The sequence below is a fragment of the Hymenobacter sp. 15J16-1T3B genome, from assembly GCF_020711235.1.
Taxonomy (GTDB): Bacteria; Bacteroidota; Bacteroidia; order Cytophagales; family Hymenobacteraceae; genus Solirubrum.
Map to the genome: position 1 here is coordinate 1 of NZ_JAJFAV010000009.1, position 25,373 is coordinate 25,373.

The following is a 25,373-nucleotide window of genomic DNA, read 5'->3' on the forward strand; positions in this document are numbered from 1 at the left end:
TGACCCACCGCGACGAGTAGGGCCCGGCGGCTTTACCGGCTCATTTGCCGGCGTGCGGGCGGGTAACTGCCCGCGCGGGCTTTCCCGCAGCTTCACCCTTTTCCTTCTTACCACGCCATGAGTGCCACTATCACCGCTGCCGCCGTGCAGATTAGCCCCGTGCTGTACAGCCGCCGGGGCACCGTCGAAAAAGTCGTTGCCAAAATCCGGGAGCTGGGCCGGCAGGGTGTGCAGTTCGCCACCTTCCCCGAAACCATCATCCCGTATTACCCCTACTTCAGCTACGTGGTGGCCCCCTACCAGCTGGCCAAGGAGCACCTGCGCCTGATGGAGGAGTCGGTGACGGTGCCCTCGGCCGAAACGCGGGCCATAGGCGAGGCGGCGCGGCAGGCGGGCATGGTCGTGTCCATCGGCGTGAACGAGCGCGACGGCGGCACGGTGTACAACACGCAGCTGCTCTTCGACGCCGACGGCACCCTAATTCAGCGCCGGCGCAAGCTCACCCCGACCTACAACGAGCGGATCCTCTGGGGCCAGGGCGACGCCTCCGGCCTGCGGGCCGTGGACAGCGCCGTGGGCCGCGTGGGGCAATTGGCCTGCTGGGAGCACAACAACCCGCTGGCCCGCTACGCGCTCATCGCCGACGGGGAACAGATTCACTCGGCCATGTACCCGGGCTCGTTTGCCGGTCCCCTCTTTGGCGAACAGGCGGAAATCAACGTGCGCCAGCACGCGCTCGAGTCGGCCTGCTTTGTGGTCTGCGCCACGGCTTGGCTCGACGCTGCGCAGCAGGCGCAGATCATGCAGGACACCGGCTGCCCCATTGAGCCCATCTCGGGCGGCTGCTTCACGGCCCTGGTAAATCCCTTCGGCCGGCTCATTGGCGAACCGCTCACCAGCGGCGAAGGCGAGGTCATTGCCCAACTCGATCTGTCGCTGATCGACGCGCGCAAACGGCTGATCGACACGCGCGGCCACTACAACCGCCCCGAACTGCTGAGCCTGCGCATCGACCGCACGCCCATGACGCCCGTCCACGAACGCACGGCCCCGCAGCCCGCGGAGGCCCCCCGGGCGGCTGCTCCGGAAGAACTGGCCGCCGAGCTTTTCTGAGCCCTTAGGCTCCTTTGCCTTCGGCAACAGGCAGCCTTGGTCTCACCGCGCGCTTTTGCAGCACGCCGCAAACAAGTAACCCCAGCAAGCATGAAATTCACTCCAAATCTGCCCATTCTCGTCACCGGTGCGGCCGGCGACGTCGGCGCCATCGGGCGTCACCTCACCGCTGAGCTGCTGGCCAAGGGCCACCGGGTGCGCGCCCTGGTACGGCGCGAAGACGAACGGGCCGAGGCGCTGCGCCGGCTCGGCGCTGAGGTCGTGCAAGGCGACCTGACCAGCCTGGCCGATGTGCACCGCGCCCTCGAGGGCTGCCGGCGCGTGTACTTCGGCATGTCGATTTCGCCCGCCTACCTGGAAGCCACCGTCAACGTGGCGGCCGTGGCGCGGCACCGCGGCGTGGAGGCCCTGGTGAACATGTCGCAGATGACGGTGACGCAGATGAGCATCACCGAAACCACGCCCAGCCCCCAGCACAAGCTGCACTGGCTGGCCGAGCAGGTGCTGGCCTGGTCCGGGCTGCCGGTGGTCACGGTGCGGCCCACGGTCTTTCTGGAGGGCTTTTTCCTAAAGTTGGTGGAAGCCGGCGTGCGCGACCAGGACGAGCTGCAGTTGCCGCTGGGCCACAGCAGAACCTCGCCCATTGCCGCCGCCGACGTGGCCCGGGCCGTTGCGGTAATTCTGGATAATCCCGCCCCGCATATCGGGCAGGTCTACAACCTGACGGGGTACGAATCGGCTGACCTGGACCACTACGCGCGGGCCTTCTCCGAAGCCCTCGGCCGGCCCATCCGCTACCGCGACGTGCCGCTCAGCGCGTGGACCGCACGGCTGCGCGAACTAGGGGTGCCCCCGCACTTGGTCAGCCACCTGGCCACGATGGCCGAACTGCACCAGCAAGGCCGCTACGACCGCATGACCGACGACCTGACGCGCCTCACGGGCCAGGCTCCGACTAATGTGCAAGCCTTCGTCCGCCAACACGCCGCCGCCTTCACCCGCAGCGCCGTGACGGCATAACGGCTGAATCAAGGCCAGCAATAGAAGTCGGTGCCGGCCTTTGATCCTCCCGTTCCAACTCGGTGAGTTGGGTTTGCCGCACGCAGCATCTGTCTTCTTTCCCCCTGAAATGGGCCTTTCGGTCCTCAATCCTTTCGTTATAACATCGTAAACCATGAAAACGCAGAAAGTCTGGTTTGTCACCGGGGCATCCCGGGGGTTTGGGCAGGAAATTGTGCGCGCGGCACTTGCAGCCGGCGACGAAGTCGTGGCTACCGTGCGCAAGCAACCCGAGCAACTGCTCGCCGCCCTGGAGCAGCACCCTAACTTGGAAGTGGTGGTGATGGACGTGACCAGCGGGCCGCAGGTACAGGCGGCCGTGCAACAGGCCGTACAGCGCTTCGGCCAAATCGATGTGCTGGTCAACAACGCCGGCTACGGCTTCCTCGGCGCCGTCGAGGAAGCAACCGAAGAAGAAATTCACCGGCAGTTTGACACCAACGTATTCGGGCTGATCCGCGTCACCCAGGCCGTGCTGCCGCACATGCGCCAGCGCCGCAGCGGCCACATCATCAACTTCTCCTCGCTGTTCGGCTACCAGGCGTCTATTCCGGGCTTCGGCCTCTACGCGTCGAGCAAGTTTGCGGTGGAAGGCATCTCGGAAGGCCTAGCCCTCGAGCTGCAGCCCTTGGGCATTTATGTGACGGCCCTGGCTCCAGGCCTGTTCAGCACCGACTTTCTGGCGGCCGATTCCTACGCTGCAGGCGCCACTGTGCTGGAGGCCTACGAACCGACAGTGGGCCGCACCCGCGCCGCCGCCGGCCACATCCACGGCAACCAACCCGGCGACCCGGCCAAGCTGGCAAAGGTGGTCTTGTTACTGGCCTACAGCCAGGCGCCCCCGGTGCACCTGCCGGTTGGCCGGGATGCCGTAGCCGCCTTCCGCTCGAAAGTAGCGACGATGGAGGCGGAAGTGCAGGCATGGGAAAGCGTAGCGGTTAGCACGGACCGTACGACCGAGGCGGTAGCCTGATTCGTTCTGGCTGCTCCGGCATCGGTGGACGAATTGTAGAGCTTGTGGGCGCACCGCGCCGTGCAAGACTAGCGCGGCGGGAGCCTGAGAGCATGAGCCGTTAGGACTTGTATTGCCCGGCCCGCGCCGCGCGGGAAAAACGCCGCCGGAAAGTCGTTTCCTGCGCAAAGCTGTTGGGCGGCGCTCTTCCCCCAAACCGGGCCCTTCATCGGCCAGATTCGGCGCTGATCCGCTTTGGTTTCCCCGCGCCGCCCGGATACCGCAGGTTTGCAAGCGTTTTACGACGCGCGGCGCCATAACCGCTTGGTATGCCCACGCGGGTCACTTCTTCGCTAATTCATCTTGAGCTGTGAAAAGCAGTACCGCTTCCTCTCTCATTCAGCTGCTGATGCTCGCCGGCGCCCTGGTGTTGCTTCCTTGCCGCGTCAAGGCTCAACCGAGTCCGGACGTTACCACCACATCTGCGGCGGCCATTCGGCCCTTCCGCGTGCACATTCCCCAACGCGACCTCGCCGACCTGCGCAAACGCATCCGCGCTACCCGCTGGACCGAGCCGGAAACCGTACCCGACCGCTCCCAGGGCATGCAACTGGCTCACTTGCAGGACGTGCTCAAGTACTGGGGCACCGGCTACGACTGGCGCAAGGCGGAAGCCAAACTCAATGCCCTGCCGCAATTCAAGACCCAGATTGACGGCCTCGATATTCACTTCATCCATGTGCGTTCCAAGCATCCGAATGCCTTGCCGCTGCTCATCACGCATGGCTGGCCCGGCTCGGTGCTGGAGCTGCTTGGCGCCGTGGGGCCCTTAACCGACCCCACGGCCTACGGCGGCACGGCCGAAGATGCCTTCGACGTGGTCATTCCCTCCCTGCCGGGCTACGGCTTTTCAGACAAGCCCACCGGGCCCGGCTGGGACCCCGACCACATTGCTCGCGCCTGGGCTACGCTCATGCAGCGGCTGGGCTACCCGCGCTACGTGGCGCAGGGCGGCGACTGGGGCGCCCCTGTTTCCCACGCCCTGGCCCGGCAGGCGCCGGCCGGACTGCTGGGCATTCACGTGAGCCTGCCCGCTACCGTGCCTACCGACGTGGCGGCGCAGCTGAGTGGGGGTGCCGCGCCGGCGGGCCTATCCCCGCAGGAGCGCGCGGCATTCGATGCGCTGAGCACTTTTTACCAGCAAAACCGCGCCTACTCAGTGTTGATGGCCACGCGCCCGCAGCTGATTGGCTACGCCCTGACCGATTCGCCCGTGGGGCTGGCAGCCTGGATGTACGACTATAACAACGGCGAGCCGGAGCGCCTACTGTCCCGCGACCAAATGCTGGACGACATCACCCTGTACTGGCTCACCCAAACGGCCACCTCGGCGGCGCGGCTGTACTGGGAAAACCACGGCCGCGGCTTGGTGGGTGCCGGGGCTCAGCGCACGGCCGAAATCCGTCTGCCGGTGGCTGTCACGGTGTTTCCGGACGAAATCTACCGCGCGCCGGAGTCGTGGGCCCGGCGGGCCTACCCCAACCTGCTGTATTTCCACGAGGCCGAGAAGGGCGGGCATTTCGCGGCCTGGGAGCAGCCCCAGCTGTACGCCCAGGAGCTTCGGGCAGCGTTCAAATCCCTGCGCTAGGGCCGGACAGCAGCATTCCTCGATTCCTCTCCGCCCATGCCAGCCTTTCCTAGAATCGGCCTTGCGCACTGGGTTTTAAGCCCCCCACTCTGTTCTGTGATATGAAAAAGCACTTTTATGCGGGCGTCCTCGATTTGGCGGTACTCGGCGCGTTTCTGGCGCCCACCTCTGCCGCCCAGGCGCCTCCTACGGGCATCCGGCGCAGCACGCTCCAGCAGCATGATCTTGCCACGCCCGGGCTGGAGGCAGTGCAGGCCCGCATCGACTTTGAGCCGGGGGCGGCTTTCGGGCGGCACAAGCACCCCGGGGAGGAAATTATCTACGTGCTGAACGGCTCGTTGCAGTACCTGGTCGACGGCAAACCGCCGGTGACGCTGCGCGCCGGCGAAACGCTGTTCATCCCCGCCGGCACGGTGCACGCCGCCCGCAACGTGGGCAAAGGCCAGGCGGCCGAGCTGGCCACGTACGTGGTGACCAAAAACAAGCCGTTGCTGACGCTGGTTGAGTAAGACCCGCGCCCGCGCAGCTCAACAGTTCGACAACTGCAGCATTGATCATCAGCAAGCCCAGCTTGTTTCTTTACGCCCGGATATTAGCCCCGCACCATGTGGCACCGCACCAGAGCAAGCGCCCTACTCGGCGTTGAATACCCGATTTTGCAGGGGCCCTTCGGCGGCGGGCTGTCTACGGTGGCGCTGGTCAGCACGGTCTCGAACCTGGGCGGCTTGGGCGGCTACGGGGCTTACACGCTCAGCCCCGAGGAAATCTACGCCGTCGATAAGCAAATCCGCGCGGCTACCGACAAGCCCTACAACCTGAACCTGTGGGTATCGGACACGGATGCGGCCGACGGAACGGTCAGCGACGCGCAGTACGCGCAGGTAGCGGCGCAGTTCCGGCCCTATTTCGACGCGCTCGGGCTGGACGTACCGCCCAAGCCGGCGCCGTTTCAGTCCCGGTTTGCCAACCAGGTGCAGGCGGTGCTGGACATTCGGCCGCCGGTCTTCAGCTTTATGTTCGGCATTCCCTCCCCGGATGTGCTCGAAGCCTGTCGGCGCCGGCAGATCAAGCTGATGGGCGCCGCCACGACCCTGGACGAGGCCCTGGCCCTGGAAAACGCGGGCGTCGACCTCATCGTGGCCTCGGGGTTTGAGGCCGGCGGGCACCGGCCGTCGTTTCTGGCGCCGGCCGAGCAGTCGACGACCGGCACCTTCGTGCTGCTGCAGCTGATCAGGGAGAAAACCAAGCTGCCCGTCATTGCGGCGGGCGGCATTGCCAGCGGCCGCGGCGTGGCGGCGGCCCTCACCCTGGGCGCGGACGCCGTCCAAATCGGCACGGCCTTTCTGGCCTGCGACGAATCCGGCGCCCTGCCGGTGCACAAAGCCGCGCTGTTCTCGGCAGAGGCGAAGTACACCACGCTGACCCGTGCGTACACGGGCCGGTTGGGCCGGGGACTGCGCACCCGCATTACGCTCGATTTGCTGGCGCACGCGGCCAGCCACCTGCCCTTCCCACTGCAAACTACCTTCATGGCTCCGCTGCGCAAGGCGGCCTTGGAACAGCAGAAATTGGACACGGTCTTTTTCTGGGGCGGACAGATTGCGCCGCTGCTGCGGCACCGCAACGCCGCGGCCCTCATGCAGGCGCTGCTGGCGGAAACCTCAGCCCTGCTGGCGTAAGCCCCGGCCCCGGCGCGTTGCCGCACCGGGCGGCAGGTACCGAAGACAACCACGACATTTGCGGCCAACCCGCTCCCTAAATAGGGGGCACCGCCACTTAAACGCAGCTTCGATGCCACCACCCGCCGACCGGCAACAAGCGGAAAAACAGCTGGTTGCCCAAGCCGCCGTTTCCCTGATGCAAGACGGCATGCAGCTCGCCGTCGGCAGCGGCAGTACCGTGGCGGCCTTTCTGCAGGCGCTGGGGCAGGCGGTGCGCACTACCGGCTTGCGCGTGCAGGCGACGCTGGCCTCGCGCGCCAGCGAGCAACAAGCTCGGGCGGCCGGTATTCCGATTCAGAGCCCGCAGCGCGGCCTGCGCTTCGACCTCTGCCTCGACGGCGCCGACGAGCTGGACGGGCAACTGCAACTCATCAAAGGCGGCGGCGGGGCGCTGCTGCGCGAGAAGGTGCTGGCCACGGCCGCCGCCATCCGGCTCATCTTGGCCGATTCTTCCAAGCTGGTGCCGGCGCTGGGCCGCTTTCCCTTGCCCCTGGAAGTGGTGCCGTTTGCCCTGCCTTGGGTGCTCGACGCGGTAGCCGCGTTGGGCGCCGACCCGCACCTGCGCGTAAATGCGCAGGACCAGCCCGTGCTGTCGGATCAGGCCAACTACTTGGTAGACGCGGCCTTCGGCCTCATCGCAGAGCCAGCCGTGTTGGCTATGCAGTTGCAGGCCATTCCCGGCCTGGTAGCGCACGGCTTGTTTTTGGGCTTGGCCGACGCGGCCTTGTTGGCCCATGAGGGGCATTTGAGCCTGCTGCGCCCCGGCCAGCCGCCCCTGCGCGTGGAGCACCCGCAGCAGTTGCCCGCGCTCATGAGTGGCTTGGGCCGGAATCTTTAACTCGTTGCCAACTCGGCCGCCGCGGCCTGATCCAGGAACCACTCGGCGGGCTGTGCGGGCGCAACAAGCTGCGCCGGGTACTGCGCCGGGTCGTTTTCGCCCCTAAGCACCTGCCGAACCGCCGCGGCTTTTTCCGCTCCGTAGACCAGAAACGCCACCTGGTTGGCCTGGTTTATCAGCGGAGCCGTCAGGGTGATGCGGTACACCTGCTGCTCGGGCAGGTACACCTCCCGGGCCCCAGCCACCTGCTCGTTCAGCACCGGGGTGTGGGGAAAAAGCGAAGCCGTATGGGCGTTGTCGCCCAGGCCCAGCAGCACCAGGTCGAACTGCATGGGCGGCGGCCCGAAAAACGCTTGCAAGGCCTCGGTGTAAGCCTGGGCCGCCGCCGCGGGCGGCAACGCGGTGTCGACGGGAAACACATGGTCGGCGGCAATGCCCAGGGGCTCGAGCAAGGTCGTGCGTGCCAGGCGGTAGTTGCTGTCGGGCGAGGTGTGCGGCACGTAGCGTTCATCCCCGAAAAAGAAATACCCCGCGGCCCAGTCGATTCGGTTGCGGAATTCGGCCGACGCCAGGAGCTCGTAGAGCCGGCGCGGCGAGCTGCCGCCAGCCAGCGCCCAGACAAACCGCCCGCGCTGCTGCACGGCTTGCCGGGCTTGCCCCACCAGGTAGTCGGCCAGGCTGCGCACGGCCGCTTCGGGCGAAGCATGCACGTGCAAATGCGACTCCGAGCTATTTCTTACCATTGAGCGGGCGCATAAACCAGTGGTACCCGTCGCGGGCAATCAGGGCCTCGGCCAGCTCGGGGCCCCAGGAGTCGGCCGCGTAGTTGGGGAAGCTCTGGCTGGTGCGCCCCTGCCAGGAGCTGAGGATGGGCATGAGTACCTCCCAGGCCGCCTCCACTTGGTCACCGCGCATGAACAAAGTCTGGTCGCCGAGCACGGTGTCGAGCAGCAGGGTTTCGTAGGCTTCAGGGGCCTGGCTGGTGTAGGTGCCGTCGTAGTCGAAGACCATGTCCACCGTGTTGAGCATCATGTCGAGGCCCGGCCGCTTGGCCTGCACCTGCAGCCGGATGCTCATTTCGGGCTGAATGCTGATGATCAGGCGGTTTTGCTGCCAGCTTTCGGCCGTTTGGGGCGGAAAGATGAAGTGCGGCACGTCCTTGAACTGCACGGTAATGCTCGACGAAGAGCTGTGCATACGCTTGCCGGTGCGCAGGTAGAAGGGCACATCCTGCCAGCGCCAGTTGTCGACGAAAAACTTGACGGCGGCGAAGGTTTCGGTGTTGGAACGCGGGTTCACGCCTTCCTCCTGCCGGTAGCCCGGCACCTGCTTGCCCTCGATCCAGCCCGGGCCGTACTGGCCCCGCACCGCCGATTCGCGCACGGCCTCGGGCGTGAACCGGCGCAGGGCCCGCAGCACGTCCACTTTGCGGTTGCGGACCTCGTCGGCGTTGAAGTTGACGGGCGGCTCCATGGCCACCAGGCAGAGCAGCTGCAGCAGGTGGTTCTGAATCATGTCGCGCAGGGCCCCGGCACCTTCGTAGTAGCCGCTCCGGTCGCCGACGCCCAGCTGCTCGGTCACCGAAATCTGCACGTGCTCGATGTAGTTGCGGTTCCACAGCGGCTCGAACAAGGCATTGGCGAAGCGAAACGCCATGATGTTCTGCACCGTTTCCTTGCCCAGGTAGTGGTCGATGCGGTAAATCTGCCGCTCCTCGAACAACCGGCACAGCTGCTGGTTCAGCTCGCGCGCCGACGCCAGGTCGTGGCCGAAGGGTTTTTCAATGACGATGCGGACGCGGTCGGCGTCGGCCGTCAGGCCGTTCTGGGCAATATTGTTGGCAATGACGCCGAACAGGTTCGGGGCCACGGCCAGGTAGAACACCACCGTGGCCGGGGCGTGCCACTGCTGCTCCAGCACCTTGATGCGTTGCCCAAAGCCCTGATAAGCACTCGGGTCCGCCACGTCGGCCGCTTGGTAGAATAAATGGCTGGCAAAAGTACGCCACCGCTCCGGCTGCACCCGCCCGCTGCGCGAAAACTGGTCCAGGCCCTCCCGCAGCTTGTCGCGGAACGCCTCGTCGGTGAGGGCGGTGCGGCCCGTGCCGATGACGGCGAACTGTTCCGGCAACCAGCCATCGAGAAACAGGTGGTAGAGCGCCGGCGCCAGCTTGCGGGCGTTCAGGTCGCCGGTGCCGCCGAAGATGACGAAAATGGTGGGTTGCGACTGGATGCGAGGGTTCATACAAACGCGCGAAGAAAGTGCTGAGCAAAAGAAGGCGGGCCGGGCGTTAGGCCTGCCCGGGCGCTTGCCATTCCGTGTGAAACACCCCCTCCCGGCCGATCAGCTCGTAGGTGTGGGCGCCGAAGTAGTCGCGCTGGGCCTGAATGAGGTTGGACGGCAGCCGCTCCGTGCGCAGGGCGTCGAAATAGCTGAGGGCAGCGGCGTAGGCCGGCACCGGAATGCCCGCGGCCACGGCGGCCCCCACCACGGCCCGCGCCCCGGCCGCGGCCTGCGTCACGTGTTGGCGAATGGCCGGGTCGAGTAGCAGGTGGGGCAGCGCGGGCTCCTGCTGGTACGCCTGCAGGATGTCGGCCAGGAAGGCGGCGCGGATGATGCATCCGCCGCGCCAGAGTTTGGCAATGCTGGCCGGTTGCAGCTCGTAGCCGTAGGCCTGCGAGGCTTTGCTGAGTAGGTGCATGCCCTGCGCGTAGCTCAGCGCCGCGGCAAAATATAGCGCCTGCTCCACCTGCGCCGCCAGCGCGGCGGCCTCGCCCGCAAAAGCCGCGTTGCCGCCGATGAGCTCCGCTAGCTGCTCGCGCAGCGCCTTATATTTCGAGGTGTCCCGCGCCGATACGGCCGCGTCGATGACGGGGATGGGCAGCTCCAGGTCCATGGCTACCTGCGAGGTCCACTTGCCCGTGCCCTTGGCCCGTGCCTCGTCCTTGATGGCGTCGAGCAAGAGCCCATCCGCTCCAGGGGCGCGGAACGCGAAAATGTCGCGGGTGATTTCCAGCAGAAAGGATTGCAGCCGTCCTTCGTTCCACTGGCCGAACAAGCTGCCGATGGCCTGGTTGCTCAGCCCCAGGCCGTGCTGCAGCACGGCGTAGGTTTCGGCAATGAGCTGCATGAGCCCGTACTCGATGCCGTTGTGCACCATCTTGACGAAGTGCCCGGCCGCGCCCGGCCCGAGGTAGGCCACGCAGGGCTCCCCGTCGACGCGGGCGGCAATGGCCTCGAGCAGGGGCCGTACCACTTCGTAGGCTTGCCGGTCGCCGCCGGGCATCAGGCTCGGCCCGAAGCGGGCGCCGGCCTCGCCGCCCGACACGCCCATGCCGAAAAAGTGCAGGCCCTGGGCCGACAGGGCCGTGGCCCGGCGTTCGGTATCGGTAAAATGGGAGTTGCCCCCGTCGATGATCAGGTCGCCGGGCGCCAGCAAGGGCCGCAGCTCCTCTATCACGCTGTCGACCACGCGCCCGGCGGGCACCAGCAGCATGATGGCGCGGGGCTGCTGCAGGCTGGCCACAAAGTCCGGCAGGCTGCCAAACCCGGCCACCGGCTTGCCGGCTCCTTCCTGCGCCAGCAGCTCCAGCTTGGTGGCGGCCGTGTCGTAGCCCGCCACGGCGAAGCCGTGGTCAGCCAGGTTCAGCAGCAAGTTGCGGCCCATGGTGCCCAGGCCAATCATGCCCAAGCGGTATTGCGTAGACGTTGCGCTCATGTCAGTCACTGAGGGGAAGGAGGGTTAACCGCCGTAATGTATACCGGAGGCGTCGGAACTACATCCAACTAAGCACGCAGAAGGACCCAACTGTCGGGTTACGACCCTTTCTGCATCAACTAGCCCACGACCACAAAGTTGGCCAGGCATCTGCAGCGCCCCCTCGCGGCGGACTTGGCTTGCTACGCGGGTTACTCCACTTGCCCGTCACCACCAGCGGCGTACATTCTGCATTTCAAGTCATAGCCGGCGGATGGCCGGCGGCCTTAGAAGAAAAAGCCGAGGCGCACCAAGGGTAGCTGGTCTTCCTCGGAGAAGCCGTACATGGCCGTCAGCACCAGCCGGTCGAGCGGGCGGAACCACAAGCCGCCCCCGTAGCCGCGGTGCCACTGCTGCGACGACTCGCCGCGCAGCCAGACGCGGCCCAAGTCGTGGAAAGCGAGCAAGCCGATTTCACCGTTTAGCAACAGGGAATGAACAGTCGCCAGCCGCCAGCGGGCTTCCGCGTTGTGGTACAGGCTGTGGTCCCCGGCAAACCGGGTGCGGCGGTAGCCACGCAGGTTTTCGATGCCGCCGAGCGTGGCCGCCTGGAAAAACGCATAGCTGCCCATGTTGGCGGTGCCGCCCACGCGCGTCGCCAGGGTAAGCCGCGGCAGGGGCAGCAGGTAACCGGCCAGCGTTGTGCTGAGTTGCGACAGGGGCCGGGCGCGGGCGTCCAGGCGGTGCAGCAGCAGGTAGTCCAGCCGCCAGGTAAAGCCCGAAACCGGCACTACGCGCGGCAAGCGGCTGTCATAAGCGTAGCTCATGCGCAGCCCGCCGTACTGCCGATTGCGAAACAGCTGGTCGCCGGTGCTCGACTCAGCTTGCCACAAGGAAATAAAGCGGCCGGGGGTGTTTTCCACCCGCACGGCCTGGTACACTGGCCCGGCTCGCAGCTCATGGCGCAGCCCCAGCTGCCGGCGCGCCAGCGCCTCCACGGCCAGGTTGCGGAAGCGTACCCGGTAATACCGGATGCTGCGCGCCGGATCGTAGGCAGTTTCGTTGCCCAGCCCGAAGAAATTGCGCACGTAGTTGGGGGCCTGCACGTCGGCGTTGAGCAGCAGGTCGGTGCGGCCAACGAGGTGCGTAAAGCGGCCCGCGTAACGAAACGTAAATGCGCCGGTGCCCAGCGCGACGTTGCCCGTGAGCACGTGCTCGGCCGCCCACGGGTCCTTGCGGAAACCGGCGCGGCGCAGGTTCAGCCCCAGGCCCACGAACAAGCCGTCGTCCATGTTATACGCCCAGGGCAGCAGCGGCCCGGTGTAGGGGTAGCGGTAGGTGCGCCGGTCATAGCGGTTCACGGCCGTGTCGGATTGCGTTCGGTTGCGGGTGGCTGCGCCCAGGCGCAGGTCGTTGCCCGCGCGGGTGTCGTAGATGTTGAGGCGCCGGCTGCCGCGGCCGGCATTGGTCTGATCGGTTATCGTGTCGGCGCCATGTCCGCCGATGACGCGCAGGCGCAGACCGGCGGGAACCGTGCCGGAAACCACCACCTGGTCGGCGCCGCCGCGGGCGTACAAGTCCAGCTCGTGGGTTTCCCGCACGTCGAAGGTGCGCTCGTAACTGGGCCGCGTGGCCAGCTGTCCATGCACGAGGGGCGTCACCCGGACCCGGGTGCGGTTGTCGCCCACCTGCGTGACGTCGAAACGTTCCGGCTCATTGCTGCCCACCACGTTTACCTGCCGGGCCAGAAAACGGTAGTAGCGCTGGGCGTAGCGCGGCAGGGCAGCCCGGTGCTGGCGGAGCGCCCGGCTGATCCGGGCCGCCGACAGGCGGTAAATCGGCGCCGGCAGTTGGCGCACCGCCTGCTCAATTACTTCGTCGGTCAGCGCGGCTTGCAGGGAGGCCGCTTCGGCCTGCCACACATCTTCTTCCAGCCCCGCCAGAAACGAGCGGTCGAAGTACCGGGCGTTGTAGGAGAAGGTGTTCACGTCGCGAAGCTCGTCGTCGAAGCCTTGAAACTTCGGCAGGGCCCATTCCCGGCTGGCCAGGCGCGGCACCACGCCCTGGTTGACGAAGAACGCCTGGTCGCGGTCGAGGGGCACGGGGCGTAGCAGCACGCCCCCGTCGGGCTGCGGGTAGGCCCACCACCGCCACTGTTCGTCGTGCCGGTCCCAATCGGCCAGGAACAAGTCAAACAACCGGGCGCGCAGCACCTGCCGCTCGTCCACGCGGTTGGCGGCGCTTTGCGCCAGCAGGTCCAACACCTTGTCGGTGCTGAGCGAGCGGGGGCGCGGCACCCCGGCAAAGGCGGGCGGGGGCGCCGGCTCGCGCGTTTCGAGGTAAGCCAGCGTGCCCCCAAACGCCGTGCGGAATTCACCCAGGCGCTCATCATCCGGCACCAAGACCAGCCGCGGCGCCGTGTGGCCCACGCCGGCGGCTTCGGCCAGCGGCGGAACGACGAGGGCGGCGTACGGGTGCTCGGCGGAAATCTGGTCCTGCACGACCCGAGCCGCCACCGTGCCCCGCAGGTCGGCCGCGAGGACCTGTTCGGTATTTTTGTCCACGGAACGCAGCACAAACTGGCGCCCGTCGGCCGCCTGCAGGCGCAGGGATTTGGTTTGCATGCCGCCGCCCAGCTTCACCGGGACCAGCCCGCCCGCTTCCCGGCTCAGGTCAAGCACCGGCACCCGCACCGGCTGCTCCCACACTTGGCGGTAGTTGCGGCCCAGAACCCAGCCATGGACCTTGCCGCCGGCGTAGCGGCGGCCGGCCTGCACGACGGCGCTGTCTTCCGCCTGTCGGGTGGGTGCGTCCACGCGGTGATGAGCAAGCGGCGCGGCCGAGTTGGTTTGCGCCTGAAGAGTCGACGTGCAAGGCAGCCAAAGCAGCAAACCAAGTAGGAGAAAGCGCATGGCAATGGGGTTAGGGCGAAGCAATGGCAGGCCGCAACCTGCTTACACAGCATCAGCGGGGCTTGGAGCTGGCCACCTGGGCCGCGGGCGCCGGCAGCCGCAGGCGCACGTGCATACCGGGCCGGATAGCCGGTTCTGCCCCTGGATTGTCCAGCAGCAACGAGACCAGCGCCTCGCGGGCAAGGCTGGGGAGAGGCTCCACTTCGCCCACCCACGTGCGCCCAGGAAGCTCCGGCACCAACAGCGGCCAGCGTTGGCCCGCGGCCAAGGGCCGCGCTAGCGCCGGGGACAGGCGAAAGGTGGCGCGTACGCGCGACCAGTCGTGCAGCGTAGCTACCGGCGCCCCTCGACCCAGATAGGGCCCAAGCTGAACCGGCACGTGGGTGAGAAGCCCAGGAGCGGGCGCCTTGACAAAGCCAGGTGACAAACTGGTGGTCTTGGCGCCGGTGGCGGGGACCAGGTCCAGCTTCAGCAACAACTGACCGCGCGTAACGAATTGCCCTGAGCTGATGTAGGAGAGCCGCACCCATCCGGCCTGCGGATTCAGCAACGGGTAGGTGCGCGCGGCCCTCAAGGCGCCGTTGACCACTACCGCCGGCCCGCCCACGGCTTGCACCTTCGGCTTCTGCATCGGGGGCGTATTCGGGCCCAATCCTCCTGCCCTCGCGGGAGGAGAAGCAGCGCCCGGGCTGGGGCTTTCGGCATTGGGCAGCGAGGTTTGACAGGCCGGTAAGCCAAGCAGCACCAGCACTACGAGCCGAGGCAGAACCGGGAAGCAGGGGCGCGTGAGAGCAGGGACATGAGGCATGCGCTAGCGGGTTGAAAGCCAAGGCGGCTCTCTACCGTAAATCAACCCTTGTACCAAGGCGCCGCTGCCATGCGTAAAGCTCACCCCGGCTTCCGCCCGAGCCAATCAGCACCGTTTTTTTCCGGTTGCGGGGCGTATCAGGTCCGCCGACGCGGGCCGGCTATGCCTCCTTCCTCCAATAAATTGGAGCACAAGCTTATCGAACTCCATCTTTTCGTAATTATTCTGGGTTCTGGTCGTAGGAGCGTTGGTGCTTTTCGGTTGGAAAAGCTGCAGCGGCGGCGGATGACAGGCCGCGGCGAGACGCCGAATGCGCACCGCGTCAATTAGGAGTTCTTGGTTGCTGGAGGCCACCGATTTGCCCATGTCCCGCGCTGGGCTTGAGCCGCTTCGCTTACGGTTCATCGGCTCCGATCGGGGCTCTATCTGCAAAATCGCGCACTCATCCATTTCTGTTTTCCCGCTGCCCCTATCCGGTGGAGTTTTGCACTGCCTTCCCGGTCCACTGGTCAACTACGAGCACCGCATGTCAACTCTTGGTCAGCCCAGCAATTGGAAGAATAGAAAACAGGCTGCGCTGAGAAGCGCCCTTATGGGGTGCCCTTGGGTCCAATACGCCAGAGCAAGCCGGCATCAACGCAGACAAGCTGGGAACGGGCGGCGCCGAGAATAGCCGGCCGCGGCGCCTCCATTGTATTGGGTGAAACCCGCCTTCACCTACGCAAAGTTGGAGTCGGCGTGCTGGGCGTAAGCCTGATGCCCTACTCCCCAACCGCCGGCTGTGCGTCTTGCTGTTCTCCGTTGCCTTCTTCAAGGAATGGCTTCCTTCTGGCACAGCTCTTGGCACTCACAGCCCGCCGGATTAGCGGTGCTCGCGCATCCCTGGTTCCCTTGGGAGGCGTGATGAACTGAGAGTAGAAAGCAGAGAAGCGACTTGACAACTTCCAGATTCAACCTATGATGTCGCAACAACAAATCAACGGTCGCCGCCGCTTCTTAAGCCAGATGGTCACGAGCATGGCGGTCATTCCATTTGGGTCGCTGGCCTTAGCCGGCGGTGAGGCCGACGGCACTGGCGTGCGACCTTCCGCTACCCCGGCCCGAAATGCCGCTAACTCGTTTGGCCCCCTGAAGCAAATCGATGCCGGGCTGCTGCGCATCGGTTACGCCGAGGTTGGTCCGGCGCACGGCCCGGCCGTCATCCTGCTGCACGGCTGGCCCTATGATATTCACAGTTTCGTTGATGTGGCCCCGGTGTTAGCCGCAAACGGCTTTCGGGTCATTGTGCCGCACTTGCGGGGGCACGGCTCGACGCGGTTTCTGTCCGATACCACGCCCCGCAATGCGCAGCAGTCCGTCGTCGCCCTCGACATCCTGGCGCTGATGGATGCCCTGAACATCAAGAAGGCCACCCTAGCCGGCTACGACTGGGGGGCGCGCACGGCAAACATTATCGCGGCGCTTTGGCCAGAACGCTGTCAAGCCCTGGTCTCGGTAAATGGGTACCTGATCAATAACCTGGAGCGCAATAAGCTGCCGTTGCCTCCCCGGGCCGAATGGGGCTGGTGGTACCAATACTATTTCGCTACCGAACGCGGCCGGGCCGGTTTAGAGGCGAACCGGCGGGAGTTGGCCAAGCTGATCTGGCAGTTCAACTCCCCGAAATGGAGCTTTGACGACGCTACCTTCAGTCGCACGGCGGCCTCCTTCGACAATCCGGATTACGTCAGCATTGTCATTCACAACTACCGCTGGCGCTTAAGCCTGGCCGCCGGCGACCCGCAGTACGACGACCTGGAAAAGCGACTTGCCGCGGCCCCGCCCATCCCGGTGCCCACCATTACCCTGGATGGGGACTCGGACGGCGTGGTGCCGGCAACGGACGGCCAGGCGTACGCCGGCAAGTTTTCGGGAAAACGCCACCACCGCATCATTCGCGGAGTCGGCCACAATCTGCCCCAGGAAGCTCCGCGTGATTTCGCGCAGGCGGTCCTGGACGCTGGGTCCCTCTAACGCCATACCCAATTTCAATCCGCAACGCCATTGTTCCGCCGCCATGAAGCAAAAAATTGTTGTTGCATTTCTCACCGGAATCATCACCACGAGTATCATTTCCTTCACGCTCCTGGGGGTAAACCGGGGCTTCGCAACCGGGTTCGTCTGGGTGTGGCTACGGTCCTGGGCCATAGCTTGTGCGGAGGTAGTCCCCGTTGTCTTGCTCATTTCGCCCCTAGTGCAGCGGCTGGCCCGCCTGCTGCTCCGGGAAAGGCTACCCGCCGCAGAGGCTCCGCTTCTTCCTGATGCTGGCATTGAAAAAACTTGACGCGGCCCGGTGCGGAAGGCCTCGCGTTGTATTGCAATCAGGTCATCTCACCGCACTTGCCTCCTTGTGCAGAAGCGAGCATTGAAGCAGAAGCGCTTAGCAGTTTAGGCCTGAATAGCGCAGCCGGCGGTTCGGCGGCTCGGGGTGGTGCCCGGGCTTAGGGGTAGCCGGCGCCAAGAGCCGTTATTCTGGCTCCCGAAGACCAACCGGCCCACCTGCCGCCGGATATGTAGGCGTGTTGAACGCCGAGGCCACCACCAAGCACCTCCCCGTTTAGCGCGCTAAGCCGGCTACACCACTCCGTGCTGTTGCAAAACCAGGCTTACTCCGGAAGCCCAGTTTGGTCGTCAAAATATTGGCTTTCAGCTTCCTATAACGGCAGCCCGCTCCACGCCGGGCAATTCCCGGCGGAACGCCCCACCGCCCAACCTTCTGTTGGCACACCGTGGATTCACTTTAGTAGTCATTTCAAATGAACAACTCATTTTGGCTTTTCAGTACGCATTTGACGATACTGGCCAATCAAACCGACACCGACGGCCGCTACGACCTGATTGAGGGCACGTTTGCCCCCGGCGTCGAAACGCCCGTGCACCGACACACCACCTACGCCGAACAGCTGTACGTGCTAGCCGGTGAATTCACCGTGCGCACGGAAGGCGGCACGGTGGTGCTGGGCCCCGGCCAAAGCCACTTCATCCCGCAGGGAATAGCCCACAGCGTAGCCGCTACCAGCCCGGAGCCGGCAAAGGGCTTGGTCGTGGCTTCTCCCAGCGGCTTTGCTGCTTTGATCCAAGCCGTGGGCACGCCCTCCGACGGCAGTGGCAACCTGCCGACCTCGCCACCTGATCTGGAGGCATTTATGCGGATTTCAGCAGAAATTGGTGATGAGAATCTTGCTCCCCCCGGCGCGCCGATTCCCCGTGTTTAGGAAATCTGAAGCGGCAATCAATACAGTAATCCTTTTTTCTGGCCTACCCTCCTAATCAAGCAGAAGCCCTAACGGAGCAATTCCATTAGGGCTTCTGCTTGTGTATGGACGTGCTCACGAGCCAGCTTTTTTAGGATGGCACACTGCTAAGCAGACGTCAAGCAAAACATCCATTTGACTGTAAGACGGCAGTTCATGATCAGCGGCAATATCGGACCTCGAGGGACACCCGTTGCTCAGCAGCGGCCCACCCAACCCTCCCACTGGCGCCGGGGTAGTTGACTAAATTCTAGCATGTCCAACTTGGCTGAGCTCAGCTACTCACCGATAGTCAGGTTTTTTTCAGCTGTGTAGGCAGGTGAATGCGAGTAGCTCTATGCGAGTTATTAACTGTCCCCTAATGCCTATGGCTGCTCATTGCCTTGCCTAGCTAGTAGCCAATTCTGTCCCCTATGGTGTCCCCCACAGAAACAAAACCCCCGCTTCTGAGTCAGAAGCGGGGGTTTACGCAGAGGAGGAGGGATTCGAACCCCCGGAGGTGTTACCCTCAACGGTTTTCAAGACCGCCGCAATCGACCACTCTGCCACTCCTCTGTGGCTATTACTCACAAAAAAAGGCTTTTTCGGGAATCCGGAAAAGCCTTTTTTGCAGAGAGGGGGGGATTCGAACCCCCGATACCCTTGCAGGTATAACGGATTTCGAATCCGTCGCATTCGACCACTCTGCCACCTCTCTGTAGCCCAAATCGAGTGGTTTGGGATGGCAAAAGTAGAAGGCTGCGGCAGCCGATGCAAGCCTGCGGCGCAACTTTTTTCGCTGCACCAGCTTGCCGCGCCGCAGTTATTTGGCTTTCAGGCCGATATTTTTCAGGACTTGAGCAGCTTTTCCTCTTCTGCCCGCATTTTGCCCCTCCCCGTTACCGCGTCCACGCTCACGTTGACCTCGAATCCCAGAATCAAGGTCATGCACACAAAATCCAGCCACACCATGAAGCCTACGAGCGTACCGATGGAGCCGTAGAAGTGGTTGTAGCTGTCGAAGATCTTGATGTAGAGCACGAACAGCAGCGACACCAGCAGAATCAGGATGGTGGCCACCACAGCCCCGGCCGAGAGGAAGGGCCAGCGGTCCTGCACGGCGGGCACGTAGTAGTAAATCAGGCAGGTAACGAAGAGAAACAGCCCGATAACCGAGCCGTAGCGCAGCACGGTAATCATGAATTCGGTGAGGCGCTCGGGCACAATTTCGTAGTACACCAGCGCATCGATGATGTAGGTGCCGAAGAACAGGCTGGCCACGGCCACCAGCAAGGCCAGGGACAACACCACCGTCAGCACCGTGGCAATGAGGCGCTTGTGCAGGTAGGAGCGCCGCTTGAAGATGCCGTGCTTCTTGTCGAAGGCGTCGAGCAAGGCCATGATGCCGTTGGAGCTGAGCACCAGGGCGGTGGCGAAACCGAAGGAGAGCAGGCCGCCGTGTGGGATGTTGACGATGTCCTCGATGGTGTCGCGGGTGGCGGCGTACATTTCCCGCGGCATCACGTCGCCCAGAAAGGTCAGGATGTCGATGTCGACGCCCGGAATCCGCGCGATGTACGGAATCAGGGTGAAGAGGAAGATAATGGTGGGAAACACGGCCACCGTGAAGTTGAAGGCCATGTAGGAGCTGCGCTTGGTCAGCGAGTCGAAGCGCAGCTCGTAGAGCATGCGGTCGACCACGTCGTAGACCGAGGCGCCGCCGCGCAGCCGGAAGCCTTCCAGCCACTGAATAAAGCGGCGGTAAGTGCGGCGCCGGCGCAGGATCAGGGCTTTGCGGTAACGGTCGGGCAGGTCCATTGAGTCAGAGAGCAAGTATCAGTGCGGCATGAACAACGCCGGGCAGCCACGGGTGCCCCTAGCCTTCCCGGGGCGCGTCAGCCGGGGCTTGCTCCGCAAAATACGGCCGGATGCTGTCGAGCACGTGGCCCGGAATGGCGGTGGGCCGGCCGGTGCTGCCGTTGACGAACACCATCAACGTGCTGCCCTCGGTGAGCAGGTCGTTGGCCTCGTTGTAAATTTCGTATTCAAAGAGCACGCGGGAGCCCTCGGGCATCTGGCGCAGCAGCATGCGCACGCGCAACAGGTCGTCGTAGCGGGCGGGGCGCTTGAACTTGATGCGCAGCTCGCCCACGGGCATACCCACGCCCTCGGCTTCCATTTCCTTGTAGCTGATGCCGAGTTGGCGAAAGGCTTCGGTGCGGGCCACCTCGAAGTACGCGGCAAAGTTGCCGTGGTACACGTAGCCCATCTGGTCGGTTTCGGCGTAGCGGACGCGGATGTGAACGTCGGAAGAGTACATTCTTTTCTACTGGGCGGAATGTGGTGGAATGAGCAGCGCTTCGCTAAGGTGAAACAGGTGCTGATGGGCTGTTGCGGCGGTGCCCGCCTGCTGGCCGGGCATTTTCGCAATTCCTGCACTCAACACCTTTCGCACAATTACTTCATAATGCCCGAGCGGTTCAGCGCGGCCTGGTAGCGGCGGGCGTTCAGGATATGCTCCCGCTCGGTGGCGGCAAAGGCGTGGTAACCGCTGAAGTCCTCGCGGGCGCAGAAGTAGTAGTAGTTGTGCTGCTCCGGGTTGAGCACCGCGTCGATGCTGGCAATGCTGGGCAGGTTGATGGGGCCAGGCGGCAGGCCGGCGTACTTGTAGGTGTTGTAGGGCGAGTCCTTGGTCAGGTGCACGTTCAGCACGCGGCGGATGCCGAAGTCCCCGTTGGCGTATACCACGGTGGGGTCGGCCTGCAGCTTTTGGCCGCGCTTGAGGCGGTTCAGGTACACGCCGGCCACGCGGGGCCGCTCGTCGGGGTGCTGCTGCTGCTCAGCCTCCACGATGCTGGCCAGGGTGCTCACCTCGGCGCGCGAGAGGCCCAGGGCCTTGGCTTTGGCGTCGCGGGCGGGCGTCCAGAACCGCTCGTACTCTTCCTTCATGCGATTCAGCACCTTCTTGGGCGCGGTGGTGTAGTACAGCTCGTAGGTGTTCGGGATGAACATGGTGAGCAGCTGCGTGGTGTCCTTGAAGCCCAGGGTCTGGGCGTAGGCGTTGCTGCTCAGCAGCGAATCGAATTCCTGGGGCCGGGCGGCGAAACTCTCACTAAGCTTGCGGGCCAGGTCCTGGCGCAGACGGATGTTCTGGAAGGTCAGCTTCACCGGCGACTGAATGCCGCGGCGCAGGTCGTTGATGAGCTGGCGGTTGGTGTAGCCGTTCTTGATTTCGTAGCGGCCGGGCTTCACCAGCTTGTCGTACTTCATCAGCCGGGCCACGAAGTGCAAGCTGAGCTTGTCGATGATGGCGCCCGAGCGGTCGATGCTGTCGAGCACCGCCTTGGCCGACTCGCCGGGGCGCACCACCACGTAGGTCGGGCGGCCGTGGGTATCCACGTTCGGCGTGAAGATGATCTGGTAGGCGTAGTAGGAAAAGGTAATCAGCAGGATGCCGAAAATGCCCAGCGGATAGGCAAAGCGGTTTCGGCGGCGGGTGGCGCGGGCGCGGTACTCGTCAGGAGTTGGCATAAAACGGGGCGAATGGCAAACAAACGGGCAGGCAGCAGGCTTTGCCTGACGGGCTCGTTCGGGTCAAAAATACGACCCGCGGCATTGATTGCACAGGAAGTCGTCAGAACCTCAGGCCGGGCGAAGCCGAGGACCCGCAGGAAGGCGCGGCCCGGCCCGCGTGCCGGCTCCTGCGAGTAATTTCTTTGTTGCACGGGGATTCAACCAGCCAGCGTCAGCACGCAAGCTGCCGCGCGGCGCCCGGCCCGCCCGCCTGCGCTCATTCCCACATTCGACACAACTCAACGGCCCGCTTGCGCGTCATAGCAGGATTGTGTAACTAAGCCGCCTTTCGTTTCACCTTAGCCCGCTGACCTCCTATGGCTGCATCCCTGCTGCGCATTCACCCCGATAACCCGCCCCAGAACAAAATTCAGCAGGCCGCCGAAGTGCTGCGCCAGGGGGGCGTCATCATCTACCCCACCGATACCATCTACGGCCTGGGCTGCGACATTACGAATCAGCGCGCCGTCGAGAAGCTGTGCCGCATCCGCGGGCTGAAGCCCGACAAGGCCAATCTGTCGTTTATCTGCTCCGACCTCTCCCACATCAGCGACTACGCCCACGGCATTAGCACGCCGGTGTACAAGCTGCTCAAGAAAGCCCTGCCCGGCCCGTTCACCTTCATCTTCGAGGCCAGCGCCAAAGCGCCCAAGTACGGCGGCGTGAAGCGCAAAACCGTCGGCATCCGCGTGCCCGACAACGCCATCTGCCTGGCCCTGGTACGGGAGCTCGGCCACCCCATCGTTTCCACCTCGGTGCACGACGACGACACCATCATTGAATACAGCACCGACCCGGAGCTGATCTTCGAGAAATACCGCCCGCTGGTGGACCTGGTCATCGACGGCGGTTACGGCAACAACGTGGCCAGCACTGTGGTCGACTGCACCACCGAGGACTTCGAGGTCATCCGCCAAGGCGCCGGCGACATCGAACAGTACCTGTAGTCAAAGATGAATTTGTGAAAGGAGAGGTTATGAACTGGAAGAACCCCTGTTCTCAACTTCCCCTTTCACAAGTTCACCCTTGCCTTTTGTGTTTCCAGCGGCGGTGCGACCAGAGGTAGTCGGCGGGCCGGGCGCGGATGTCGCGCTCCACGCGGCGGGCAAACTGCTCGGTCACGACGTGGGCCTGCTTGTCAAGCGGGGTCTGGCCGTCGTGCAGTTCCTCCACGATGATTTCGTAGTAGCCGCGGCGCTGGCGCACGATGTTCACGTACAGCACCGGGCAGCCAAACTGCGCGGCTAGTTTGTCGGCACCGGTATAAAAGGGCGTGTCCTGGTGCAGGAAGTCGGTCCAGTAGGTTTGCTCCAGGCCGCCGGGGCTTTGGTCGGAGAGCATGGAAAGGCTGCGGGGCTGCCCGCGCAGGCGGAGCATGTCGCGCAGGGTGTCGCGCATGGGAATGAGCCGCGCCCCGGTATGGGTGCGCAGCTGCAGCATGAAGTCCTCGAAAAACGGGTTGTGCAGGGGCTTGTACACGCCATCGGCCTTGCCGGGAAAATACACCGCCCCGGCGGGCAAAATCCACTCCCAGTTGCCGATGTGCGAGCCCAGCGCCAGCACCGTGCGCCCAGCCGCAAAATGCCGCTCAAACAGCTCCAGGTTGCGAATCTGCACGCGCCGCGTCATTTCGGCCGGGCTGATGGCGGCGAGCTTGAGGATTTCTACGATGACATCGGCAAAGTGCCGGTAGAAGCCGCGTTGCAGCTGCCGGATTTCGGCGTCGGGCTTCTCCGGAAACGAGTTGCGCAGATTCGCCAGCACCACCCGCTGCCGGTAATTCAGCACGAAGCGCATCAGCAGGTACAGCACGTCGGCGAGGCGGTGCAGCACGGACAGCGGCAGGTGCGCCAGCCCCAGCAGCAACCACTGCAGGGGCAAGTAATACCACGGAAAAGGACGTACGGGCGGTTTTGCAGCGGTACTCATCGCGGCAAAGATGCACCCGCCGGCGCGTACTCTTGCTGGCTGCGCACAAACTGCCCGGTGCGGGCGGCCAGTACTTTCTTGCCGCTGCGCACCTCCACCGTCAGCGTGTAGGTGCCGTCGGTTTGCACGCCCAGCTGGCTCAGCCCGCCCAGCGGCAGCTCCCCGGCCACCGGCGTGGCGCGTCCGGCTTTGGCCTGCCCGAGCGGCGCATCCGCGTCGGCGGCGAATCCCTCCGCCGACTCCACGTGGTAGTGCAGCGTCAGCGGCTGGCCGGTCGGGGCGTTGTAGAGCTCCACGTAGAAGTACAGCTGGTCGGCGCCGCGGCCGTAGTTGCCGGCCGGGGTGCGTACCAAGGAATACCCGCCGCGGCTGAAATTGCTTTGCTCGGTCGTTTTGCCGGCAGCCTTGGCCAAAAACACGATGTCGCTGAGCGCCGGGGTGGCCGTCGGCGCATCCAGCGTCAGCGGCTCATCGACTTTGAAAGTGCCAGCCGTCTTGCGGTACTGGTCCTTCAGCTCGGCCTTGATGCTGTACTGTCCGCTGCGCAAGGTCAGCCGGCGCAGGAAGCTCTGCGGGTTTTTGATGCCGATGGTGGTGTCGCTGATAACCGGCGGTTTCAGCGTTATCGTCTCCGCATGCACCGCCCGCCCGTCGGGCCCGAGCACCTGCAGGGTCACGGTCGCGGCGGCTTGGTAGGTGTCGCGGGTGCGCTTGATGTAAGTGAGGCCGTTGCCCGGCACAGTGAGGTACAGCTCCACTTCGTAGCTGTTGCCGGCCGCCAGTGGGCGGAAGCGGGCCACGTCGAGCAGCAGCGTGGGCGTGGCGGCAGAAGCTGACGCGGCAGTCAGCAACCAAAGCAGCAGGGGCAGCAAAAAGCGCAGGCGCATGGGCATCAAGGGCGGTGAAAGCGAAAGGTACTGCGCCTACAACGCAAAAACGCCGCCGAAGTGCCCGCGCAGTGTCCGCAGCAGCAGCACGACTTTTAAGCGCACTCTTGGTATTGTTACTGCATGACCCAAACAACCCGCTGCTGCTTGCCCCGGCGCAGCGGTCAATACTCGGCCATTTCCTCACCTTTGCCGTCTTTGAAAGCTGGTAGCGGCACGACGTTGGCGTCGTACTGCCGCCACGCCGTCCGCCCAAACCTGCCACAATGTCCACGGTTCTTTTCGAGTTGCCCTACTGCCCGCCGGCCGCTTTCTTCGCCGAACTTCTCGCGGCCGACCGGCTGTTGTTAGAGCGGCACGAGCACTACCACAAGCAAACCTACCGCAACCGCTGCCTCGTGCTTACCGCCCAGGGTGTGCAGCCGCTCACCGTGCCCGTCGTCGACGGCAACCGCTCCGAAAAAGTCGGCATCGACGCGCTGGAAATCGACTACCGCCAAAACTGGGTGCACCGCCACTGGCGCACCCTGCAAACGGCCTACGGCAACAGCTCTTTTTTCGAGTACTACGCCGACTATTTCCACGATATCTACGTAAGCAAACCCGACCGGCTCTTTGACCTTAATCTTGCCCTGCTGCGCCTTATTCTGCGCAGCCTGCGCCTGACCCTGCCGGTGGAGTTTACGGCTGAGTGGCATGCCAGCTACCCGCCCGGCACCGTCCTGGACCGGCGGGATTGGCTAAGCCCGAAGGCCCTGCCTGACACAGCGTCAGGTGCGGGGCTGCGCGGGCCCTATCGGCAGTGCTTTGGCGCGGCGTTTGTACCCGGGCTGAGCGTGCTGGACCTGCTATTCGCAGCGGGTCCGGCGGCCGGCCAACTGCTACTGCCGGCCCCCCTGACCGGCGGCGAACCTTCTGCCCTGAGAGCCGGTTTAAGTATTTGATATCCGGAACCCCTGATTTG

At 64.5% G+C, this 25,373-nt stretch carries 22 protein-coding genes and 2 tRNA genes; 12 read left to right on the forward strand and 12 right to left on the reverse strand.

Going from position 1 to position 25,373, the window contains the following annotated elements; translation table 11 throughout:
• Positions 1–117 precede the first annotated feature (117 nt).
• From LJ737_RS15630 to rpiA, 7 genes are all read left to right on the forward strand, one after another.
• Positions 118–1,113 (forward strand): nitrilase-related carbon-nitrogen hydrolase, encoded by a 996-nt coding sequence (locus tag LJ737_RS15630; protein ID WP_227767370.1) that lies wholly within the window; start codon positions 118–120, stop codon positions 1,111–1,113.
• A gap of 90 nt (positions 1,114–1,203) precedes the next feature.
• Positions 1,204–2,133: an NAD(P)H-binding protein gene (locus tag LJ737_RS15635; RefSeq protein ID WP_227767372.1), complete on the forward strand. Its 930-nt coding sequence runs from the start codon at positions 1,204–1,206 to the stop codon at positions 2,131–2,133.
• A 154-nt stretch (positions 2,134–2,287) separates the two neighbouring features.
• Positions 2,288–3,145 (forward strand): oxidoreductase, encoded by an 858-nt coding sequence (locus LJ737_RS15640; RefSeq protein WP_227767374.1) that lies wholly within the window; start codon positions 2,288–2,290, stop codon positions 3,143–3,145.
• A 349-nt stretch (positions 3,146–3,494) separates the two neighbouring features.
• Positions 3,495–4,772: an alpha/beta fold hydrolase gene (locus LJ737_RS15645; RefSeq protein WP_227767376.1), complete on the forward strand. Its 1,278-nt coding sequence runs from the start codon at positions 3,495–3,497 to the stop codon at positions 4,770–4,772.
• A gap of 101 nt (positions 4,773–4,873) precedes the next feature.
• Entirely contained in the window at positions 4,874–5,281 is a 408-nt protein-coding gene (locus tag LJ737_RS15650) for a cupin domain-containing protein (protein ID WP_227767378.1), read from the forward strand.
• Positions 5,282–5,377: 96 nt separating this feature from the next.
• Positions 5,378–6,451: an NAD(P)H-dependent flavin oxidoreductase gene (locus LJ737_RS15655; protein WP_227767380.1), complete on the forward strand. Its 1,074-nt coding sequence runs from the start codon at positions 5,378–5,380 to the stop codon at positions 6,449–6,451.
• Between the two features lie 112 nt (positions 6,452–6,563).
• Positions 6,564–7,331 (forward strand): ribose-5-phosphate isomerase RpiA, encoded by a 768-nt coding sequence (gene rpiA / locus LJ737_RS15660; protein WP_227767383.1) that lies wholly within the window; start codon positions 6,564–6,566, stop codon positions 7,329–7,331.
• Here the strand turns inward: rpiA and pgl are convergent.
• The 5 genes from pgl to LJ737_RS15685 all read right to left on the reverse strand — a co-directional run bounded on the left by pgl (position 7,328) and on the right by LJ737_RS15685 (position 14,571).
• The gene (pgl, locus tag LJ737_RS15665; RefSeq protein WP_227767385.1) at positions 7,328–8,041 is read right to left on the reverse strand and encodes a 6-phosphogluconolactonase; all 714 of its coding nucleotides are present in this window, start codon (positions 8,039–8,041) and stop codon (positions 7,328–7,330) included. The genes rpiA and pgl overlap by 4 nt on opposite strands.
• 19 nt (positions 8,042–8,060) lie before the next feature.
• Complete coding sequence (zwf, locus tag LJ737_RS15670) at positions 8,061–9,575, reverse strand: glucose-6-phosphate dehydrogenase (RefSeq protein WP_227767387.1); 1,515 nt, start codon at positions 9,573–9,575, stop codon at positions 8,061–8,063.
• 46 nt (positions 9,576–9,621) lie between these two features.
• Positions 9,622–11,049 carry an NADP-dependent phosphogluconate dehydrogenase gene (gene gnd / locus LJ737_RS15675; RefSeq protein WP_227767389.1) on the reverse strand — a complete coding sequence of 476 codons (1,428 nt, stop codon included), beginning with the start codon at positions 11,047–11,049 and terminating at the stop codon, positions 9,622–9,624.
• Positions 11,050–11,315: 266 nt separating this feature from the next.
• Positions 11,316–13,940 carry a BamA/TamA family outer membrane protein gene (locus LJ737_RS15680; protein ID WP_227767391.1) on the reverse strand — a complete coding sequence of 875 codons (2,625 nt, stop codon included), beginning with the start codon at positions 13,938–13,940 and terminating at the stop codon, positions 11,316–11,318.
• A gap of 52 nt (positions 13,941–13,992) precedes the next feature.
• Entirely contained in the window at positions 13,993–14,571 is a 579-nt protein-coding gene (locus LJ737_RS15685; RefSeq protein ID WP_227767393.1) for an efflux RND transporter periplasmic adaptor subunit, read from the reverse strand.
• A gap of 1,134 nt (positions 14,572–15,705) precedes the next feature.
• Between LJ737_RS15685 and LJ737_RS15690 the strand changes: the two genes are divergently transcribed.
• The 3 genes from LJ737_RS15690 (at position 15,706) to LJ737_RS15700 (ending at position 18,002) form a co-directional block, all read left to right on the forward strand.
• Complete coding sequence (locus LJ737_RS15690) at positions 15,706–16,761, forward strand: alpha/beta fold hydrolase (protein ID WP_227767395.1); 1,056 nt, start codon at positions 15,706–15,708, stop codon at positions 16,759–16,761.
• 43 nt (positions 16,762–16,804) lie between these two features.
• Positions 16,805–17,071, forward strand: coding sequence for a DUF2798 domain-containing protein (locus tag LJ737_RS15695; protein ID WP_227767397.1), 267 nt, complete (start codon positions 16,805–16,807; stop codon positions 17,069–17,071).
• A gap of 505 nt (positions 17,072–17,576) precedes the next feature.
• Complete coding sequence (locus LJ737_RS15700) at positions 17,577–18,002, forward strand: cupin domain-containing protein (protein ID WP_227767399.1); 426 nt, start codon at positions 17,577–17,579, stop codon at positions 18,000–18,002.
• 509 nt (positions 18,003–18,511) lie between these two features.
• On the opposite strand, the gene LJ737_RS15705 is transcribed toward LJ737_RS15700, so the two are convergent.
• From LJ737_RS15705 to mltG, 5 genes are all read right to left on the reverse strand, one after another.
• Positions 18,512–18,596 (reverse strand) — tRNA-Ser (locus LJ737_RS15705).
• A 55-nt stretch (positions 18,597–18,651) separates the two neighbouring features.
• Positions 18,652–18,738, reverse strand: a tRNA-Ser gene (locus tag LJ737_RS15710).
• 131 nt (positions 18,739–18,869) lie between these two features.
• Entirely contained in the window at positions 18,870–19,838 is a 969-nt protein-coding gene (locus tag LJ737_RS15715; protein ID WP_227767401.1) for a YihY/virulence factor BrkB family protein, read from the reverse strand.
• Between the two features lie 58 nt (positions 19,839–19,896).
• The gene (locus LJ737_RS15720) at positions 19,897–20,340 is read right to left on the reverse strand and encodes an acyl-CoA thioesterase (RefSeq protein WP_227767404.1); all 444 of its coding nucleotides are present in this window, start codon (positions 20,338–20,340) and stop codon (positions 19,897–19,899) included.
• Positions 20,341–20,477: 137 nt separating this feature from the next.
• Entirely contained in the window at positions 20,478–21,551 is a 1,074-nt protein-coding gene (mltG, locus tag LJ737_RS15725) for an endolytic transglycosylase MltG (protein ID WP_227767405.1), read from the reverse strand.
• Between the two features lie 359 nt (positions 21,552–21,910).
• Here mltG and LJ737_RS15730 point away from each other — a divergent pair, with 359 nt between their 5' ends.
• A complete protein-coding gene (locus tag LJ737_RS15730; RefSeq protein WP_227767407.1) occupies positions 21,911–22,540 on the forward strand; it encodes an L-threonylcarbamoyladenylate synthase in 630 nt (209 codons plus the stop codon).
• 73 nt (positions 22,541–22,613) lie between these two features.
• On the opposite strand, the gene LJ737_RS15735 is transcribed toward LJ737_RS15730, so the two are convergent.
• Both LJ737_RS15735 and LJ737_RS15740 read right to left on the reverse strand, forming a co-directional pair.
• A complete protein-coding gene (locus LJ737_RS15735) occupies positions 22,614–23,474 on the reverse strand; it encodes a lysophospholipid acyltransferase family protein (RefSeq protein ID WP_227767410.1) in 861 nt (286 codons plus the stop codon).
• Positions 23,475–23,518: 44 nt separating this feature from the next.
• Positions 23,519–24,409 carry a hypothetical protein gene (locus LJ737_RS15740; RefSeq protein WP_227767411.1) on the reverse strand — a complete coding sequence of 297 codons (891 nt, stop codon included), beginning with the start codon at positions 24,407–24,409 and terminating at the stop codon, positions 23,519–23,521.
• Between the two features lie 266 nt (positions 24,410–24,675).
• Here LJ737_RS15740 and LJ737_RS15745 point away from each other — a divergent pair, with 266 nt between their 5' ends.
• Positions 24,676–25,353: a WbqC family protein gene (locus LJ737_RS15745; RefSeq protein ID WP_227767413.1), complete on the forward strand. Its 678-nt coding sequence runs from the start codon at positions 24,676–24,678 to the stop codon at positions 25,351–25,353.
• The last annotated feature ends 20 nt before the right edge of the window (positions 25,354–25,373 follow it).